The 19,153-nt window shown below is 58.7% G+C and carries 15 protein-coding genes; 6 read left to right on the top strand and 9 right to left on the bottom strand.

Annotation, left to right across the window (positions count from 1 at the left end):
- Nucleotides 1-192 precede the first annotated feature (192 nt).
- Complete coding sequence (locus tag ABVT35_RS14800; RefSeq protein ID WP_368467359.1) at nucleotides 193-1,515, bottom strand: hypothetical protein; 1,323 nt, start codon at nucleotides 1,513-1,515, stop codon at nucleotides 193-195.
- On the bottom strand, nucleotides 1,516-3,231 hold the full coding sequence (locus ABVT35_RS14795) for an amino acid adenylation domain-containing protein (protein WP_368467358.1): 1,716 nt from the start codon (nucleotides 3,229-3,231) through the stop codon (nucleotides 1,516-1,518).
- 187 nt (nucleotides 3,232-3,418) lie between these two features.
- On the opposite strand from ABVT35_RS14795, the gene ABVT35_RS14790 reads away from it, so the two are divergent.
- Nucleotides 3,419-4,252 (top strand): DUF6502 family protein, encoded by an 834-nt coding sequence (locus tag ABVT35_RS14790; RefSeq protein ID WP_368467357.1) that lies wholly within the window; start codon nucleotides 3,419-3,421, stop codon nucleotides 4,250-4,252.
- Entirely contained in the window at nucleotides 4,252-5,205 is a 954-nt protein-coding gene (locus ABVT35_RS14785) for a DUF5666 domain-containing protein (protein WP_368467356.1), read from the top strand. Before ABVT35_RS14790 ends, ABVT35_RS14785 begins: the two co-directional genes overlap by 1 nt.
- A 140-nt stretch (nucleotides 5,206-5,345) precedes the next feature.
- Here the strand turns inward: ABVT35_RS14785 and ABVT35_RS14780 are convergent, their stop codons facing one another.
- Genes ABVT35_RS14780 through ABVT35_RS14760 form a run of 5 tightly spaced genes read right to left on the bottom strand, consistent with a single transcriptional unit; the run spans nucleotide 5,346 to nucleotide 12,123 of the window.
- The gene (locus tag ABVT35_RS14780; protein WP_368467355.1) at nucleotides 5,346-7,022 is read right to left on the bottom strand and encodes a formate--tetrahydrofolate ligase; all 1,677 of its coding nucleotides are present in this window, start codon (nucleotides 7,020-7,022) and stop codon (nucleotides 5,346-5,348) included.
- 42 nt (nucleotides 7,023-7,064) lie between these two features.
- Entirely contained in the window at nucleotides 7,065-7,634 is a 570-nt protein-coding gene (locus ABVT35_RS14775; protein ID WP_368467354.1) for a sarcosine oxidase subunit gamma, read from the bottom strand.
- Complete coding sequence (locus ABVT35_RS14770; RefSeq protein ID WP_368467353.1) at nucleotides 7,627-10,575, bottom strand: sarcosine oxidase subunit alpha family protein; 2,949 nt, start codon at nucleotides 10,573-10,575, stop codon at nucleotides 7,627-7,629. Before ABVT35_RS14770 ends, ABVT35_RS14775 begins: the two co-directional genes overlap by 8 nt.
- On the bottom strand, nucleotides 10,572-10,859 hold the full coding sequence (locus ABVT35_RS14765) for a sarcosine oxidase subunit delta (protein WP_368467352.1): 288 nt from the start codon (nucleotides 10,857-10,859) through the stop codon (nucleotides 10,572-10,574). The genes ABVT35_RS14770 and ABVT35_RS14765 overlap by 4 nt, the downstream gene beginning before the upstream one ends.
- A 13-nt stretch (nucleotides 10,860-10,872) precedes the next feature.
- Nucleotides 10,873-12,123, bottom strand: a complete 1,251-nt coding sequence (locus tag ABVT35_RS14760; RefSeq protein WP_368467351.1) for a sarcosine oxidase subunit beta family protein — start codon at nucleotides 12,121-12,123, stop codon at nucleotides 10,873-10,875.
- A gap of 86 nt (nucleotides 12,124-12,209) precedes the next feature.
- On the opposite strand from ABVT35_RS14760, the gene ABVT35_RS14755 reads away from it, so the two are divergent.
- Complete coding sequence (locus ABVT35_RS14755) at nucleotides 12,210-13,208, top strand: GlxA family transcriptional regulator (RefSeq protein WP_368467350.1); 999 nt, start codon at nucleotides 12,210-12,212, stop codon at nucleotides 13,206-13,208.
- A 31-nt stretch (nucleotides 13,209-13,239) separates the two neighbouring features.
- Nucleotides 13,240-13,959, top strand: a complete 720-nt coding sequence (locus tag ABVT35_RS14750) for a type 1 glutamine amidotransferase (RefSeq protein WP_368467349.1) — start codon at nucleotides 13,240-13,242, stop codon at nucleotides 13,957-13,959.
- Between the two features lie 294 nt (nucleotides 13,960-14,253).
- Here the strand turns inward: ABVT35_RS14750 and ABVT35_RS14745 are convergent, their stop codons facing one another.
- A complete protein-coding gene (locus ABVT35_RS14745) occupies nucleotides 14,254-15,000 on the bottom strand; it encodes an SDR family oxidoreductase (protein ID WP_368467348.1) in 747 nt (248 codons plus the stop codon).
- 90 nt (nucleotides 15,001-15,090) lie between these two features.
- A complete protein-coding gene (locus ABVT35_RS14740; RefSeq protein ID WP_368467347.1) occupies nucleotides 15,091-15,789 on the bottom strand; it encodes a cyclic nucleotide-binding domain-containing protein in 699 nt (232 codons plus the stop codon).
- 224 nt (nucleotides 15,790-16,013) lie between these two features.
- Between ABVT35_RS14740 and ABVT35_RS14735 the strand changes: the two genes are divergently transcribed.
- Nucleotides 16,014-17,378, top strand: coding sequence for a nitrate/nitrite transporter (locus ABVT35_RS14735; protein ID WP_368467346.1), 1,365 nt, complete (start codon nucleotides 16,014-16,016; stop codon nucleotides 17,376-17,378).
- A 106-nt stretch (nucleotides 17,379-17,484) separates the two neighbouring features.
- Entirely contained in the window at nucleotides 17,485-19,092 is a 1,608-nt protein-coding gene (locus tag ABVT35_RS14730) for an antiporter (RefSeq protein WP_368467345.1), read from the top strand.
- Nucleotides 19,093-19,153: the final 61 nt, after the last annotated feature.

Raw genomic sequence — 19,153 nt, 5'->3', positions numbered from 1 at the left:
TTTCACCACCGGAACAACGGAAATTGCCTTTACAAAGGAACGAGTACGAAAACCGTATATATGCAAGATGATGGGGATTGCGACTGCGGAAGCTGAAATTCGCTGATTATCCGGTCAAAGGGTTATGCTAGGCAGAGCCGGGTCGTTACGACCCGGCCCAGATTAGTGGTGGCCATTTCGTCACCCGCCGACCTAGCTGTCCCAGATTGCGCCGTAGGCGGGGACACCAAGGCTTTCCAGATCGTGTACGACACGGCGCGTCAGCTTCTGGTTGGAAATGCAGATGACGGCCTCAGCGTCAAAGTCCTGGACCGCCTGCATGGCCAGTTGCGACAGGTTGGGCTTGCCCTTTTCGTCCGTATCCCAAATCAGGGCGTCGGGGCTGGCCTCAAGGATTTCATTCACCAGCGCATCACCATAGGTCTTGCGCGGCGAGCGCGTCGACCAGATCAGCCGGATCGGCACGTCCTTGGCAAGAAGATGCGGCATGACCGGTCCGATGCCGCTGCCGGTGGCGATATAGACGACCTTCTTGAACAAGACCTCGATACGGGCAACGCCGGACGTCGTGATGCCCTTGACCCAGACATGCGAGGGCGGATTGTCGATGAGCGAACCCGTCCAATCACCGGCACGCGAAACGATCAGCCGATAGCCGTCTTCTCCAGGCGCGGGAATATTGGCGAATGCGTGCCATTCGAGCAGCGGGCTGAGACTGATCGAATTGGACGAGCCGGGAAAGGGCGTATCACCGTAATTGAAGCGAAGCACGACCGCATGGTTCGACGGTTTGACGATTTCAACCGGCACTTTTTTCAAAGTCATCCAGGGAAGGGCGATCGAAATGGTGATGAGGCACAGCATCCAGATGGCCGGCGATCCGATGAATGTGCCGCCGGTGTCGTCAATTACTGACACGGTCTGGGCCCAGAAGAGCGCCAGAACAGTCCAGCCGGCAAAACGGTGAACCCGTTCGAACAGGTCATGGAACCGGGCGCGGAACGAACTCACCGCGGTAGCGATCATAAGCGCCAGCAGCAACAGCATCACTGCCGTTACGCCTATGGTTCGCGGCGAAATGCCGTCGAGCCCCAACAAATGGTTCCACACCAAACCGGCGAGCAGCAGCAGGAACCACGCCGAACCTGCTACATTGCCGCCGATATGCAGCCCGCCGAAATGGAACACCTTGCCCGCGCCCCATCGTATCCAAAGCGGCCAACTGGTCGGAATGCGGGTTGCCAGCCAGAAAAGCAAATTGACAACGCGCTGCTGGCGGATGAGGATCGCCAGCGAAAAATTGACCAGCGCCAGATTGGAAATCCGGTCAAGAGCGAACCCGTTTCCGTCCCACCAGATATTGTTCTGGACGCCCCAATAAAGGGCGGCGACATTGACGCCGAGGACCAGCAGGACCAGGCGCTGGTACTCCATGATCGCCGGATGCCGGGTGATGCGCCGCCAGCCCGGACGTGGGGCTGTCAGGTCGAACTGTCTAACCGATTGCATGGACATTTAGGCAACCCTCACGCCGGTTTTATTGTGATGGTCCACGGCCAGTTTCATCAGCAGTCGCTTGTCGAGCTTGCCGCGCGGGGTGCGTGGCAGTTCATCCATTGCGATGGTGAAGACCGGAACGCAGTAGTAGGGCAGTTTTGCCGCGACGGTTTGCTCGGCCTTTGCGATGTCGACATTCGCCGGGCTGACAAAGGAGACGAGATTGCGGTTGTCGTATTTGAGCGTAACGGCCTGTTCACACCCCTCGACCGTTTCAAGTACCGAAGAGACGGCGTCGAGCTCGACACGAAAACCGCGGATCTTTACCTGATCGTCGACGCGGCCGAAATGCTCGAGCTCACCGCTTTTGGTCCAGCGGCCAAGGTCCCTCGTCCGGAACATCATGCGCCTGCCGCCGAGGAAGGGATCGGGACGGTAGCGGTCATCGCTCAGCTTTCTGTTAGCGAGATAACCGGCGGTCACACAATCGCCGCCAGCCCACATTTCGCCGATGTCGCCGATCTTGCAGGGGCGCATATTCTCATCGAGAACGTAGACCGTGTTGTTGGGTGTCGGGCGGCCGATCGAGAGAACCGGTTTCATAGGATAGTGGGGCTCGGCGGTGTTGATGATGGTCGTTTCCGTCGGACCGCAGGAATTATAGAAACGGCAGAAGGACGACCAGGTGTCGGCGAGCGGCCGGGGGCATGGTTCGCCCGCAACCGCTGCAACCTTGACGTTGCGGCAACGTGATGCGTCAAGCGAACAAAGGATGGACGGTGTCGCGATCACTACATCCGCCTGCTCAGCAACTTCCTGGATATTCTTGCCGCGAATGACGAGTGTGCCGCCATTGGAAAGGCAGCCGAGAATCTCCCAGGCAGCCATGTCGAACGCAATAGACAGCAGTTGGGCGACCTTCATTCCCGGCCGAATGCCGAGATCGCCCGGGGATGTCTGAAGTATGTTGCACAGGTTGCGATGCGTAACCTGAACGCCGTTTGGAACGCCCGTGGTTCCGGAAGTGAAAAGGATAAGGCAGCGGTCCTGCGGCTGGGCGGGTTCTGTCAGGATGGACGCCGCCATGTCCGCGTTTACCGGCTCGGCCATGATTTCGTCGATTGCCAGGCAAGCGCGTTTGTCATCCGCCGGAATTTGCTCCCGCAGCGCAGAAAGCGTCAGTGTGACTTTGGCTCCGGTTACACCGGCAATGTGTTCGAGCGTTTCGCTCGGTGCGACACCGACGTGCTGGGGAATATAGGCCGCGCCGGTCTTGAGGGTCGCAATGATGCCAACGACCATTTCGATGGAGCGCTGAAGATAAAGAGCAACCGCGTCGCCGCGTCCAACGCCATGGCTGAGAAGAATACGGGCAAGACGATTTGATTGCGCCTCAAGTTCGCCGTAGGTGAGACTTGAACCGAGATGTTCGATCGCAACAGCATCCGGTTGCTCGGCGGCATACCGTTCGAAACCGGAATGGATCGTATCGTGGCGGGGCCGCACGAGCGGCCCGTGGCCGAAAATCTCGAAGAGGCTCTGATCTTCTTGCGAAAGGTGAGAAAACTCCTTCCTGTTGAACCGGCTGGACTGCCACAGTGCTGCGCGCACAGGCTGCCGGGGCTCCCTCATTTGTGGGTCGCCAACCAGTTCATTGCTAAGCAGGCTTTCAATTTTCAGTGCAGATTCGTGATCGGCTGCGAATGAATCCGCAGCGCGTGACATCCTGTTCATGACAATAATACTCCCAGTAAAGCTCTCGACACGAGACGTCAGGCAGGCTATTGGGAAAATTTCCCAATATTAAGTCACGCTCCTTCAAATTATATTACGGGAACGTGATCCGATGAGAGCAGGGGCGAATGACGGCTTGCCGAAGGTGCCGGAAACTGGCAGTGAGGCGTGAGCTTAGGAGACAAGGGTGCGCGAAAACCGCACAGAACAGTTCCAGCGGGCACTCTCGCGCATGTTGCGCCCCATCGCCAGGGCGATGATTGCGCACGGAGTGACATTGTCCGCTGCCACAGAGGCCCTCAAGCGTGCGCTGTTTGATGCCGCGGTGGACCTGTCCGCCGAAGATCCGAAGCTCACCGACAGCCGCATCAGCCTTCTGACCGGGCTTCACCGCAAGGATGTGCGCCGGCTGCGCGAGGAAAGCGAGCCGCCTGTCCGGCGCTCGCTTGTCAATGCCTGCACCCTGGTGATCGGCTACTGGGCGACCGCCAAGAGATTCACCGACAAGAACGGCGCACCCAGGCCATTGCCGCGGGCGGGCCGCAGAGGCAAGCCCGGTTTCGACGATCTGGTGCGTGATGCCCGTATAGACCTTCCGGCGGCCACCGTCCTTGACGCTCTCCTCAAAGAGGGGGCCGTTACCGTGAAGGAACCTGAAACCGTACACCTGGTTCAGGACGCTTTCATCGCAGATCCCGATTCCGAGGCAATGATAGCGGCCTATGAGAAGAACCTGCTGGCGCATTTGCAGGCAGCGACGGACAACCTGCTCGCGACTGACGGGGAAGACCGCAATTTCGAGCGTGCGGCTCATTTCAGCCATTTGTCAGATGAATCGGTGGCGGAACTGGTCCGCCTGGCGCGCGAGCGCAGCGAAGAAGTGCTCAAGGAACTGAACCGCCACGCCATGGCTCTTCAGCAACGGGATGCAAAAAAATCTAACCAGCAAGGCAGATTTTCATTAGGCGCCTACATTTTTGGCAAAAACAATGCGCAAAAATCTCGCAAGGGTGAGGATTGATGCTTAAGACGACGCGGTTTCTGACGTGCCTAATGACATTGTTTGTGCTTGCGACCTGTGCGCTTGCCGCCGAAAACAAACCCCAAGAAGACCGTGAAGGCGGGATCGTCGGTACAGGCATTGTTGGTACGATCACCGAGCTGGGCAGTATCTATGTGAACGGGCAGCACGTCATTTTCCCGGCGGACATGATTGTTGCATCCCCGCTTGGCATAAAGCCCGCTGCCGCACTTGGCGTCGGGGAAACGGTCGTTGTTGAAGCGACCTTTGCCGATGGCAGCTGGAATGCCGATTACATCAGCCAGTATTTACCGGTCATCGGGCCCGTGTCGGCTGCCGGCGCGGATGGATTTTCCGTTCTTGGATCAGAAATCCTCATCGACAGCGATACCGCGTTTGACGGTGTGGCCGATGCCGCTGCACTGGGGCAGGGCGACTGGGTGGCCATCAACGGCCTGTGGCGGGGCAATACTGTTGTCGCATCTCTGGTTATAAAAATCGATCGGCAGGACGAGGCGGTCATAGTCGGCAGTTACCGCTCCGACGGGACGCAAGGGCCTGCCTATGTCGGTGGGACACAGATCATCGGAATGACACCCCGTCATGCACAACCGGACGACGTGCTGACGGTGCGCGGCGTGCCGGCCCAGAACGGAATCGAGGCGCTAAACGTTGCCCTGGGGCTGTTCACAAGACCGGTCGCTGACATCTTGATGGAAGGCTATCTGTCACAGCCCGGGCCACAGGGGCTCTACACCATCTACGGCTCCGGCGTCATTGCCTATGCGGGCGATGAGCCGATGGCGGTGTTTTCAGGACGCGGCCTTTATTGTGCGCAATCAGTCGAGCGCCAGCCGATCGTGCCTTTAGCGGAGCTGCCTGAGGATGAACAGGACAGGATGCAGCTGCTTGAAAGCCTCGGCCGTGAGGCGGCTGAGCGTTGCGGCGGGTAGAGGCCGTTTGCGAGATGAAATTAGGGTTCAGTCCGGTTGGGTGAAGCCTCGGAAGTTTCACGTACTTTGTGGGCAATGCTGAAATGAAATAGGGGACACTATGGCCCCCTGAATACTGTGGCTGTTTGTGGGTTTGCTTCCTAGAACAGGCCCTCGATCTGACCTTCCTCATTCAGCCTGATCGCCTCGGCTGATGGAACACGTGGCAGGCCAGGCATCGTCATGATCTGACCGCAGATTACGACGATGAAGCCTGCGCCGGCTGAAAGCCGTACTTCTCTTATCGGCACGCTGTGACCGGTGGGTGCCCCGCGCAGGTTCGGATCGGTGGAAAAAGAATATTGCGTTTTGGCCATGCAAACGGGCAGGTGGCCGAAGCCGGCCTCTTCCCACTGGCGGAGCTGATCGCGGATTTTCTTGTCCGCCAACACCTCGTCGGCGCGGTAGATGCGCTTGGCAATGGTCTCGATCTTCTCGAACAGCGGCATTTCATCGGGGTAGAGCGTCGAGAACTGGGCCATGCCGCTGTCAGCTATTTCGGCGATGCGGGTGGCGAGTTCATTAATGCCTTCCGATCCTTCGGCCCAGTGCTTGCACAAAATAGCCTCGGAGCCGAGACTCGAAACATATTCCTGTACGGCCGCGACTTCCGCGTCCGTGTCGGTGACGAAGTGGTTGATGGCAACGACGGCAGGCACGCCGAAGGATTTGACGTTTTCGATATGACGTCCGAGGTTTGCACAGCCGCGTTCGACGGCTTCGATATTCTCCGTGCCCAGGTCTTCCTTCTTTACGCCGCCATTCATTTTCATGGCGCGCACAGTGGCGACGATTACAACCGCGTCCGGTGCGATGCCGGCCTTGCGGCACTTGATGTCCATGAACTTCTCGGCTCCGAGATCGGCACCGAAACCGGCTTCCGTCACCACATAGTCAGCGACCTTGAGCGCTGTCTTCGTGGCAACGACCGAGTTGCAGCCATGGGCGATATTGGCAAACGGGCCACCGTGAACAAAGGCGGGGTTGTTTTCCAGCGTCTGCACGAGGTTCGGCTGCATGGCGTCCTTCAGGAGCACGGCCATGGCGCCGTCGGCCTTGATATCGCGGCAATAAACCGGGGTTTTGTCGCGGCGATAGGCGACAATGATGTCGCCGAGGCGTTTTTCAAGGTCCTCGAGGTCGTTGGCAAGGCAAAGGATTGCCATGACTTCGGAAGCAACGGTGATGTCAAATCCGGCTTCACGCGGGAAGCCGTTGGTGACACCGCCAAGCGAAGAGACAATTTCGCGCAGCGCGCGGTCGTTCATGTCCATGACCCGGCGCCATTCGACCCGGCGCGTGTCGATATCGAGCGCGTTGCCCCAATAGATGTGGTTGTCGATCATTGCAGACAGAAGATTGTGGGCCGATGTGATGGCGTGGAAGTCGCCGGTAAAATGGAGGTTCATATCCTCCATCGGCACGACCTGCGCATAGCCGCCGCCGGCCGCGCCGCCCTTCATGCCGAAACATGGGCCGAGTGAGGCTTCGCGGATGCAGATCGCAGCCTTTTTGCCGATGGCATTAAGCCCGTCGCCAAGGCCGACGGTTGTCGTCGTCTTGCCTTCGCCGGCGGGCGTCGGATTGATGGCGGTGACGAGGACCAGCTTGCCGTCCTGCTTGTCCTTCTGGGCAGCGATGAACTCGGCGGACACCTTTGCCTTGTCATGTCCGTAGGGCAACAGATGCTCGCTCGGAATATCAAGCTTTGCGCCGATCTCCTGGATAGGTTTCTTGTTTGCTTCGCGTGCGATTTCGATATCAGATTTGTAGGCCATTTGATTGTCTCCGGTCCGGCCGATTATCGCCGGACTGTATTGTTATTGGACGTTGTTTACCGATGTCAGAACGGCGTGCAGAAATGATTTAGCCGAGGACCGTGCGGATATAAGCACAAATGTGTCCTCTCCAGTACGCGTGATGATTGTTCCAAGATGTTCCATGACAGTACGGGTCACTGCGCCAATGGGAAAGGCATCCGCATGGATATCGATCGGACAGATGCGCTCGAGCGCAGTGCGTGCGGCCGTTCCCGATAGCTGTATGAATACCCAGCTGTCTGACTGATCGGTATAGTAGCCGTTCTCGCCGAGCTTTTTTGATACAAATTCCACGGCACGGTCGCCGTCATGGGCGAACATCGCAAACATCTGTCCCGGCTGCAGGCCAAGAAAACGTGTGTCATCGACGCCGGAAACAGTCGAAGTGCCGACTCGGGGCAGTTCAGCCTTGTAGGCGCTTGCCATGGCGCCCTCCAGCTGCGTTTCACCGCCCAGCGGCGTTGCTATCGAGACAAGCGCCAGGCCGGTGACTTCCCTGATTTCCAGATTGCCGAAATCCTGATGGAAATTGTCAAGCGGCGAACGGGCTTTAAGTGTAGCTTCAGACACGCAAACGCTCCCCTTCCGGATCAATGAAATGCGGCGAAACGATCTCGACGTCGGTATTGCTACCGCGCAGGGGATCAGCCGCCTGGACAACTTCACCCGTGCGCTCGTGGCCACGCTTGATAAAGCCGAGGCCTATGGAATGGCCGAGCGACGGCGAATAGGCGACGGATGTCATCCATCCTTCGTCGTTTTCGGTCGTTGCAGCTTTGCCTTTGCTCACGAAGTGCGCACCGGCTTTCAATTCGTCCCCGCGGTTGGCGGGTACAAAGCCTACAAGCGTCAATCCGTCTTCACGATTAAGGTCAGGACGTTCCGATAAGGTGTTGCCAATGGAGTCTTTTTTCTTCGAAACCATGCGCCCCATGCCGAGGTCCTGAGCGGTTGTCTGACCGGTGAGTTCGTTGCCGGCGGCATGTCCCTTTTCGATGCGCAGCACGCCAAGCGCCTCAGTCCCGTAGGCTACGGCGCCGAATTCCTCTCCGGCTTTCATCAGCGCCTTGATCATGGCGTCGCCGTAGCGCGTTGGAACCGCTATCTCATAGGCCAGTTCGCCCGAAAACGAGATGCGGAAGAGCCGTCCGGGCGTTCCTCCGCAAACGGTGATCTCGCCGCAACCCATAAAGGGGAAAGCTTCGTTGGAAATGTCGAATTCCGGATCGATCACCTTGCGCAGCAGATCGCGAGCCTTCGGGCCGGCGACGGCATACTGAGCCCATTGCTCGGTCGCTGAAATGAGATGTACGTCCATGCCCGGCCACAGGCATTGCCGGCAGAACTCGAGATGACGGAAAACGCCAACCGCGTTGGCCGTTGTGGTGGTCATCACGAAATGGGTCTCGGAAAGACGGGCGGTGGTTCCGTCATCCATGGCAACGCCGTCTTCGCGCAGCATCAGCCCGTAACGGGTCTTGCCCACGGCCAGTTTGGCAAATCCGTTTGCATAGGCACGGTTCAGGAATTCAGCTGCGTCGCGGCCCTGAATGTCGATTTTGCCGAGTGTCGTCACATCGCAAATTCCGACGGTGCTGCGAACCTGAAGCGCTTCGCGGTCAACGCTTTGGCGCCAGTGGGTTTCGCCGGATTGAGGGAACCACTGGGCGCGCAGCCACTGGCCGGTTTCAACGAAGGTTGCGCCCTGTTCCTCTGCCCATTGGTGGCTGGGCGTCAGCCTTGTCGGGCGAAAGTCCTTGCCGCGCGCCCGACCGGCAAAAGCGCCGATGGGCACAGGCGAATAGGGCGGGCGGAAGATGGTCGTTCCGGTCTCGGGAATGGACTTTCCGGTGCATTCGGCCATGACCGCAAGCCCGAGCATGTTGGCGGTTTTGCCCTGATCGGTTGCCATGCCGAGTGTCGTGTAGCGTTTGAGATGCTCGACCGAGCGGTATCCTTCCTTGTGGGAGAGCTTCACGTCCTTGGCGGTCACATCGTTCTGCTGATCGATCCAGGCGCGGGCCTTGCTTTGACCGACATGCCAGAAAGCGGTGATTTCCGCCGCTTCGTCTTCAGCCTTGGGAGGTGCTGTCTCTGACGGTTTGAATCCCAGATCACCGGCAATGGAACCGGCTCTTTCGTGTCCTTCCTTGAACGCTGCGGAAAGGGTCATGGCTCCATTGGCGGCACCGGCTACGCTCATTCCCGCGGGCAGGTCATTGCCCGGAACGAACGCGGCTATATCTTCGCGCCATTCGGGCCGTCCGCGCTGATGGCAGGTCAGGTGCACATTCGGATTCCAGCCGCCCGCCACAGCCAGGCAGTCGCAGTCAATGGTCTGTCCGTTTGTTAGCGTGACGGCGCTTATGCCGTGGCGGCCCTTCGTGTCGGCAACGGCACTGCCCATGGCGACCAGCGCGCCCGCTGGTGCCTCAAGCGGGGGCCTGTCGCGCGTATCGATGACGGCGCTGATATCGATGCCCCGGGAAGCAAGGTCCGTGGCGGTGCGCCAGCCGTCGTCATTGTTGGTGAAGATGGCAACGCGCTTTCCGGGTGTTGCCGCCCAGCGGTTGGCATAGGCGCGGACGCTGCCTGCCATCATGACGCCCGGCCGGTCGTTATTGCCGAATGCGATGGAGCGCTCGGTCGAACCGGCACACAGTATGGCGGCCTTTGAATAAATGCGCCACAGCACCTGCCGGGGCCGTCCGCCACTGTCGCTCAGGTGATCGGTCTTGCGTTCGAGCGCACCATAAACGCCGTGATCGTAAGCGCCATAAACAGTGGTGCGCGTAAGGAGGCGGACATTTTCCATCGAAGAAAGTTCGGAGACCGTACCTGCTGCCCAATCGGCGCCGTTTGCGCCGCCGACTTCAAGCGTTTCGGCATTGAGCCTGCCGCCGAGGCGGAAATCCTCGTCCGCCAGAATGACGCGAGCGCCAGAGCGTGCCGCCGTCAATGCAGCGGCAAGACCGGCAGGCCCTGCGCCAATGATGAGCACGTCACAGTGCAGGAACCCCTTGTCGTAGACATCGGGGTCGGCTTTTCCCGACAATCTTCCGAGGCCTGCGGACGAGCGGATAATCGGCTCGTACAGCTTTTCCCAGAAAGCTTTCGGCCACATGAACGTCTTGTAGTAGAAGCCCGCCGACAGAAATGGCGAGAACAGGTCATTCACGGCCAGAAGGTCGTATTTCAGCGGTCCGCGATGGTTCTGGCTGGTGGCGCAAAGACCATCGAAAAGTTCAGCAACCGTTGCCCTCGTATTCGGCTCCTGGAACGTGCCGCGGCGCAGTTGCACCAGCGCGTTCGGCTCCTCAGAACCGGCAGAAAATATGCCACGGGGGCGATGGTATTTGAATGAGCGCCCGACCAGCTTCACGCCGTTGGCAATAAGTGCGGAAGCCAATGTATCGCCCGCATGGCCGTCGAGCCGTTGATCGTTGAAGAAAAATGAGAGGGTTTTCGCACGGTCGATCACGCCGCCCTTGATACGATTGGACTGGGTCATTTGCTGCGTCCCCGCTCTTTGGCCACATCACGGGCAAGCTCGACCTTCGAAATTTCATGGGTCAGCGTATTGCGGGTCACCACCAGCCAGGACCGGTCACCCTGTTCATGAAACCACAATTCGCTGTGTTCACCGGCCGGATTGTCACGCAGATAAAGGTAGTCGTGGAATTCCTGAGCTGCATTCTCGCCTTGCCAGTCTGGCCGGTCGATGAGCGATGCGTCCCCGAGATAAACGAATTCGCTGGCATCGCGCGGGCCAAGCAGAGGGTGGTTGATAATCATCGCGGCCGCTCCCTCAGTGCAGATTCGGTTGGGCGCCCATGCCCTTTTCGTCAATCATGTGACCGGACATGAACCGGTCGAGGCGGAATTCAGTGGCGGTCGCATGCGGCTCGCCCTTGGCAAGCAGATGCGCATAGCAGTAGCCGGAGGCCGGCGTTGCCTTGAAGCCGCCGTAACACCAGCCGCCATTAAAGAACAGCCCGCCGATATGGGTGCTATCGATAAATGGCGATCCGTCCATCGACATGTCCATGACGCCGCCCCACATGCGCAGCAGCCGGGCACGGCCGATCATCGGCATGATCGCCATACCGCCCTCGCAAACGTCCTCGACAACGGGCAGGTTGCCGCGCTGCGCGTAGGTGTTGTAGCCGTCGATGTCGCCCCCGAAGACAAGACCGCCCTTGTCGGACTGGGAAACATAAAAATGACCGGCACCGAATGTGATGACACCCGGGATGATCGGTTTGAGGCCTTCGGAGACAAAGGCCTGCAGGACATGGCTTTCAATCGGCAGACGCATGCCGGCCTTTTCCATGACACGGCCCGATGAGCCGGCGACACAGACGGCGGTCTTTCCGGCAAGGATTGTTCCGCGCGAAGTCTCAACGCCCTTGCAGGCGCCGTTTTCCATGACAAACCCGGTGACTTCACAGTTCTGGATGATGTCGACTCCGCGCATATCAGCGCCGCGCGCGTAGCCCCAGGCGACAGCATCATGACGGACAGTGCCGCCGCGTGGCTGCCAAAGGCCGCCTTTTATTGGAAAACGGGCATTGTCGAAGTCGAGGAAAGGGCAGTGTTTTTCAATGCCCTGCCGGTCTAGAAGCACCGCATCGGCTCCGGCCATCCGCATGGCGTTGCCGCGGCGGGCAAATGCATCGCGCTGTGGATCTGAGTGGAAGAGATTGATGATGCCACGCTGGGAGACCATGGCGTTGTAGTTGAAATCCTGCTCCAGGTTCTCCCACAGCTTCATTGAAAACTCATAGAACGGCTCATTGCCGGGAAGCATGTAGTTGGAACGGATGATCGTCGTGTTGCGGCCGACATTGCCGGAGCCGATCCAGCCCTTTTCCAAAACGGCGATGTTCGTCAGGCCGAATTCCTTGGCCAGATAATAAGCGGTCGCCAGCCCGTGGCCGCCTCCGCCAACAATTACGATGTCATAGGATTTCTTCGGCTCAGGCTCGCGCCAGACCGGTTTCCAGCCTCGGTTTCCCGTCAGCCCTTCCCAGATAACTTTGAAGCCGGAATAACGCATTCCGTTATCTCCTCCCGATCGCCAGCCGCATCATCCGCCTCCCTGACGCCGTTGACTTTCGTTAAATAGTCGGCTTTTTACAAGAAATGGACATTGCAAATTCAACGACCAGACCATTCCGTGTTGGCTTCCTGCTGATCGACGGCTTTGCGCTATTGTCCTATTCGGCGGCTATCGAGCCGCTGCGGGCGGCCAATCTCCTTGCCGGAAGGAAGCTCTACGAGATTGAGCAATTGCCGGTTCTGGGCGGCCAGTCGGTCAGTTCCAGCGGTGCGATCATCAAGGCATCGGCGCATTTGGGCGAACGCGTTGATTTCGACCTGATCCTGGTGGTTGCCGGCGGCGATCCGGCCAGGTTTTCAGACGAGCGCATATATCAATGGCTGCGGCACCTGGCGCGTCGAGGAGTTCGCATGGGTGGCGTTTCGGGTGGGCCGGTTATTCTTGCGCAGTCCGGTATCATGGCCGGGCGCCGCATGACGGTTCACTGGGAGCATGCGCCCGCACTCGCCGAATTTGCGCCGGCTCTGATTTTGGAGCGGACCATCTATGTCATCGACCGGGACCGGTTGACATGCGCCGGTGGAACGGCGGCGCTCGACATGATGCACGCGCTGATCACCGGTCACCACGGTGCGGATTTTGCGCGGCGTGTCAGCGACTGGTTCGTTCACACCGAGATTCGACCGGCGGGCGGACCGCAAAGGGCGGGGCCGGTCGAACGTTACGGTACGGCAAGCACACCGGTTCTCAGGGCCATCGAGCTGATGGAAAATCACATCGCCGATCCGCTGGAGCTGGGACAGCTTGCGGACCTTACCGGGTTAGGTGCGCGGCAGCTCAATCGTCTGTTCAAGGACAAGCTTGGTCGCAGCACAATGGGCTTTTACCGCGATCTCAGGCTCGACAAGGCGGACAATCTGCTTTCGCAATCGACATTGAATATCACCGAGATCGCACTTGCCGCCGGCTTTGCCAATTCCGCCCATTTTTCGCATTCTTACCGGCAGAAATTCGGCCGGTCGCCATCTGCGCGCCGGGGGCAGTTTGCAAGAAGCGACTTGCCAGAGCGGCATCGGGTCTGATTATCTTTGACCGATTTGAAAGGAGCAGGTGATGGACATTCTCGTTCTTCAGCATGAACGCATCGAACACCCAGGTTCGTTTCGCGCCTTCCTGGAAGAGGACGGACATAGCTGGGTTCCGGTTCACCTCAACGAAGGCGAGGAACTGCCGCCGATCGACGGATTCGATGCGCTTTGGGTGATGGGCGGCCCGATGGATGTGTGGGAAGAAGACGAGCATCCGTGGCTGAAACCTGAAAAGGCGTTTATCCGCGATGCGGTGGCAGAACGCGGTTTGCCGTTTTTGGGGTTGTGTCTGGGGCATCAGCTTCTGGCCGAAGCGCTTGGAGGGACATGCGGAAGAGCCGAAAAGTCGGAAGTGGGCGTGCTTGACGTGCAACTGACCGAGGAAGGCGCGACGGGAATTTTCTTTGACGATCTGCCGGAGGTTTTTCCTTGCCTGCAGTGGCATGGCGCAGAGGTGAAAACCCTTCCCGAAGGCGCGAAGTGCCTGGCAACGTCACCGGATTGCACGATACAGGCAATCAGATGGGGACCTCGGGCCCATTCCGTTCAGTTCCATCTTGAGGTCGAACCCGACACGGTCGAAAACTGGGCCGCGATTCCGGCCTATGCCGACGCGCTGAAACACAACCTCGGCGAAACTGGCGCTGCTGATCTGAAGGCTGCCTGCGAAAATCAGATGAGCGCGTTCGCCGGCATGGCCGAGCGGGTCTATATCAACTGGATGCAGACAGCGGCAAAGGTCTAGACCGCTTTTCGGTCAGATTGAAGCATTTGATGGCGGAAAATTGGCCCATCGGCTAGGCGCGTCGTGCGGCGCGATGCAGAGCATCGGGCAAGCGGCGCAACGACGTCCGATAGGCTGATTTTCCCCACCTTGAAGAGACGAAGCGGCTGGAAACTAGGTTGCATGGGCCGGGCGATTTTGCCCGCTGGCGTCGTTGGCCTGCGCTTGTGGTGGAGTGGCACCACGTCGCGCAACCCGTCTAGCCAGAGACCAAAATCGCCTCGGTCAAATGCTTCAATCTGACCGAAAAGCGGTCTAGCCACGGCCGATATAGGGCATGGACGAAGCCATGACCGTCATGAACTGGACATTGGCTTCCAGTGGCAGGCCGGCCATGTGCAGCACTGAAGAGGCAACATCGCGGACATCCATGGTTGCCTCGGCACGAACGGACCCGTCAGCCTGAGGAACGCCAACGGTCATCGGCTTGGCCATGTCGGTCAGTGCGTTGCCGATATCAATCTGACCGCAGGTTATGTTGAATGGCCGGCCATCGAGTGACAGGGTGCGCGTCAGGCCTGTAACAGCGTGTTTTGTCGACGTGTAGGGCGCTGAACCCGGGCGTGGCACATGGGCCGAAACGGAGCCGTTGTTGATGATGCGTCCTCCCTGGGGCGACTGCGCGCGCATGAGGCGAAACGCCTGGCGGGCACACAGGAACGCACCGGTCAAATTGACCTGAACAGTTTCCAGCCAGTCCTCGACGGGGATCTCGTCGATCGTTCGCGCCGGCTTGCTGAGGCCGGCATTGTTGAACAGGACATCAAGACGTCCCCATTCGGAATGAGCCCTGCCGAATGCGGCCTCCACCTGTTGAGGATCGGTGACGTCGCAGGGCAGGGGCAGGGCGCCGGGATGGCCGTTTGCCACAGCCTCCAGCGGAGCTATGCGACGGCCGACCAGCCCAACCCTGTAACCGCTCTCGAGAAAGAGCTCTGCACAGCTTCGTCCGATACCCGAACCCGCACCCGTGATGATGATCGACTTGCCGGTTTCACTCATTTTGGCTGGTCCTTTCGGAATTTCTGCTGTTACAAACGGCATCAACATCTGGCTTGCCGGTGCCGGATGTCGATTTAAGCGCGAGGTGTCTCAGGTCGTGCGGTCGTCGATGAGCGGATTGGGCTTGGCCAATGTGGTCAATGATTCAAGATCAGTGAGGCTGATCTTATTGCCGCGAACAACGACACCGTAGGGCTTCAGCGTATTGAAGGCACGCGAAAGGTTTTCGGGTGTCATGCCAAGAAGTGAAGCCAGTGTGCGCTTGTCGTGTGGCAGTTCCAGTATACCTGTGTCACCCTGGTCCAGATTATAGCGCAGCAGCCGGTTGGCCAGTCGCTCGACCGCAGAGCGCAGCTTCAGATCCTTGTGCTCCTTGACGACGCCGCGATAGCAGCTTGCCAGCTCCACGACGATCGCGCGTGCGAATGCCTCGTCGCGCTGAAACACGTCGCGAATATTCTGCGACGGCACCATCAACACCTTGGACCGCTTGCAGGTGCGCGCCGACATCAGATAAACCGCATCCTTCAATACGGCTGCCAGGATAAAGGTTCCGACGGGACGCACCATGCCCATGGTCGATTCACGCCCGTTGGTGCGCGCAATCAGTTCCACGCACCCTTCAATCACGATGTAAAGGAAGTCCGCCGGGTCCCCCTCGGTGATCAGTTCGAGCTGCGCCGGGAATGTTTGCAGATACGCCGCTTGCATAAGCGTATCGAAATTCGAGTCGCTCATGCTCTCAAAGAGTTCCAGCGAACGAACCTGCGGCATGTCAGATGGACGCAAGAGGCAAGTCCTTAATATTTGTCAAGATTACGTTTGACGTAATTAGCAGCCCGGTCGGTGAACTGCAATCGGCATGTTTGATGTCATGCAAAAGGGCACTTGTTTCTGCGTTCGGCGTGCAGTGCTGTTGATTTAGATCAATTCCAAAAAAGATGCTTGGAACGATGGTGTCGGCCATATCCACCAGGGGCGGGCGGACCGCCCCGCATCATGAGGGCCGAACCATGCACTCGCTGCAAGATGTCAGCCGCTCAGACCAGTACCGAGCACTTGGACTGAGCACATTTGCATTCACCGTTTGCTTTGCCGTGTGGACCATTTTTTCCATTATCGGTGTCAAGATCAAAGGCGAGCTTGGCTTGTCGGACACGCAGTTCGGCCTGCTGGTGGCGACGCCGGTTCTGACCGGTTCGGTAAGCCGGATTTTCCTCGGCGTTTGGACGGAGCAGTTCGGCGGGCGCATCATGTTCCCGCTGCAGATGATCATCACTGCAGTCTGCGTGTGGCTGCTCACCTCCGTTCAGACCTACGAGATCTTTCTGGTAGCGGCGCTCGGCCTCGGCCTTGCCGGCGGCTCCTTCATCGTTGGTGTCGCCTATGTCTCGCAGTGGTTCGAAAAGGAAAATCAGGGCACTGCCCTTGGTATATTCGGTGCCGGTAACGTCGGTGCAGCCGTTACCAACTTCGCCGCTCCGTTCCTCGTCGTCGCTGTCGGCTGGGAAGGCACGGCGCGGGTTTACGCCGTCGTCCTGGCGATCACCGCTGTCCTGTTCTACCTGCTTTCCAAGGACGACCCGGCGCAAGCGGAGCGCAAGAAGACAGGCGCAAAGCCGGTTTCTGCCGCCGAGCAACTGGCGCCGCTGAAAAATATGCAGGTCTGGCGCTTCGCCACCTACTACTTCTTCGTCTTCGGCGCCTTTGTTGCGCTGGCGTCTTTCCTGCCGCGTTACTATGTCGGCGCATACGGTCTTGAACTGACGACCGCCGGTGTCTTCGCTGGCCTCTACTCCTTACCTGGGTCTGTCTTTCGTGCGCTGGGGGGCTGGATGTCCGACAAATGGGGCGCGCGCTTTGTCATGTACCTGACCTTCATCGTCTCGCTGGTGTGCCTGTTCATCATGAGCTATCCGCAGACAAGCTACGTGGTCCAGGGGATCGAGGGCGAAATCACCTTCAACTTCGGCATCGGCGTATCGGCCTTCGTTTTCATGACCATCATCCTCGGTTTCGTCATGAGCCTGGGCAAGGCCGCTGTCTACAAACACATCCCGGTCTACTACCCCCATCACGTCGGTGCCGTCGGCGGTCTGGTCGGCATGATCGGCGGACTTGGCGGGTTTTTCCTGCCGATCGCCTTCGGGATTTTGCTGGACTACACCGGCGTGTGGACAGCGCCTTACATGCTGATGTTCGTGCTGGTCGCGGTTTCCACCGTCTGGATGCATGTCGCGATCCGCAGGATGGAAAGACGCCGCCACCCGGCTTTGGAAGAGGAAACATTCCTGTCGGATGTCCCCGACCAGCCGCTCGAAAAGCCCGAAGCCAGCGAGAGCGAACGGCAAGCGGGCGGTGCGGCAACCACAGCCTGATCAGAAAGCGGGAAGGGCGCATGAGCGCCCTTCCGTCGATGCCCGGATGGTCGGGCTGACAAACAACCCGGCGCAGCCAAGCGTCAGCGTTTAACAGGAGAGTGACGTGGGACAAGACCTTCGTAACTGGAACCCGGAAGATGAGAAATTCTGGGAGAGCGATGGAAAGACTATCGCCAACAGAAACCTTTGGATTTCCATTCCAAGCCTTTTATGCGGTTTTGCCGTCTGGCTCTATTGGGGCATCATCACGGTACAGATGCTAAATCTGGGCTTCCCGTTCGAAAAATCCGAACTCTTCACGCTTGCTGCAATCGCGGGTCTGACCGGTGCCACTTTGCGTATTCCCAGCACCTTCTTCATCCGCATCGCCGGCGGGCGCAATACGATCTTCTTTACAACGGCACTGCTGATGATCCCTGCAGCCGGCACGGGCCTTGCCCTGTCCGATCCGAACACGCCGCTGTGGCAGTTCCAGATCCTGGCCTTCCTGTCGGGCATCGGCGGCGGCAACTTCGCCTCGTCCATGTCCAATATCAGCTTCTTTTTCCCCAAGCGCATGCAAGGCTATTCGCTGGGCATGAACGCAGGTCTCGGCAACTTCGGTGTGACCACCATGCAGATCCTGGTGCCCCTGGTCATGACCATGGGCATATTCGGCGGCGATGCGCTGATCCTGCAAAACACGTCCGGCACGCTGATCGGCAAGATCCCCGCCGGTTCCGAAACCTATATCCAGAATGCCGGTTTCGTTTGGCTCGTGTTCCTCATCCCGCTGGCCTTTGCAGGCTGGTTCGGAATGAACAATATTCGTGACGAACACGTTTCCCCGAACATCGGCAACCCGATAAGCACATTTGTCGTCATCACTTTCATGCTGCTGATCGGCCTGTTCACCGCGGCCTGTGGACTGTGGCTGATGCTGCCGCCCAATGTCGGCGGTTCCGGCTTCGATGTCTCCAAATGGATAGTGCTGCCGCTGGTTATCGCTGCGACGGTTCTGCTGCTGAGAATGATACCGGGCCAGGTCGGCAAGAACCTGGAACACCAGTACCGGATCTTCGGCAACAAGCACACCTGGGCCATGACCATCATCTACACGATGACCTTCGGATCCTTCATCGGCTATTCCGCCGCCTTTGCACTGGCCATCAAGGTTATCTTCGGCTTCCAGCACGTCCTTGTCGACGGCGTCATGACCCATGACACGGTCAATCCGAACGGCCCGAGTGCCCTCATGTATGCGTGGATGGGACCCTTTATCGGAGCCTTGATCCGCCCGATCGGCGGCATGATCTCCGACAAGATGGGCGGCGCGAAGGTGACCCAGATCATTTCGGTTGTCATGGTCGCCAGCGCACTTGGCGTTGCCTACTTCATGCAGCAGGCCTACGCGTCTGCCACACCGGAACAGTATTTTGTACCGTTCCTCATCCTGTTCCTCGTCCTCTTCACAGCAACCGGCATCGGTAACGGATCGACGTTCCGGACCATCGCCGTGGTGTTTGACAAGGAACAGGCCGGTCCCGTGCTCGGCTGGACATCTGCCGTAGCCGCCTATGGCGCCTTCATCATCCCGAAGGTTCTGGGCGAGCAGATCAAGCTGGCGACGCCGGAACTGGCCCTCTACGGTTTTGCGGCCTTCTACATGGTCTGCATCATCATCAACTGGTGGTTCTACCTGCGCAAGAACGCCTACGTGAAGAACCCATAAGACCGCAAAGCGATAACAGGCGGGTGCTTTGAGTGCCCGCCGACACTGAAACCGGAGAAAC

It is taken from the genome of Hoeflea sp. TYP-13 (assembly GCF_040932035.1).
Classification (GTDB): Bacteria; Pseudomonadota; Alphaproteobacteria; order Rhizobiales; family Rhizobiaceae; genus Hoeflea_A.
Note: the sequence above shows the minus strand (reverse complement) of the source record. Positions and strands in the feature narration are given on the sequence as shown.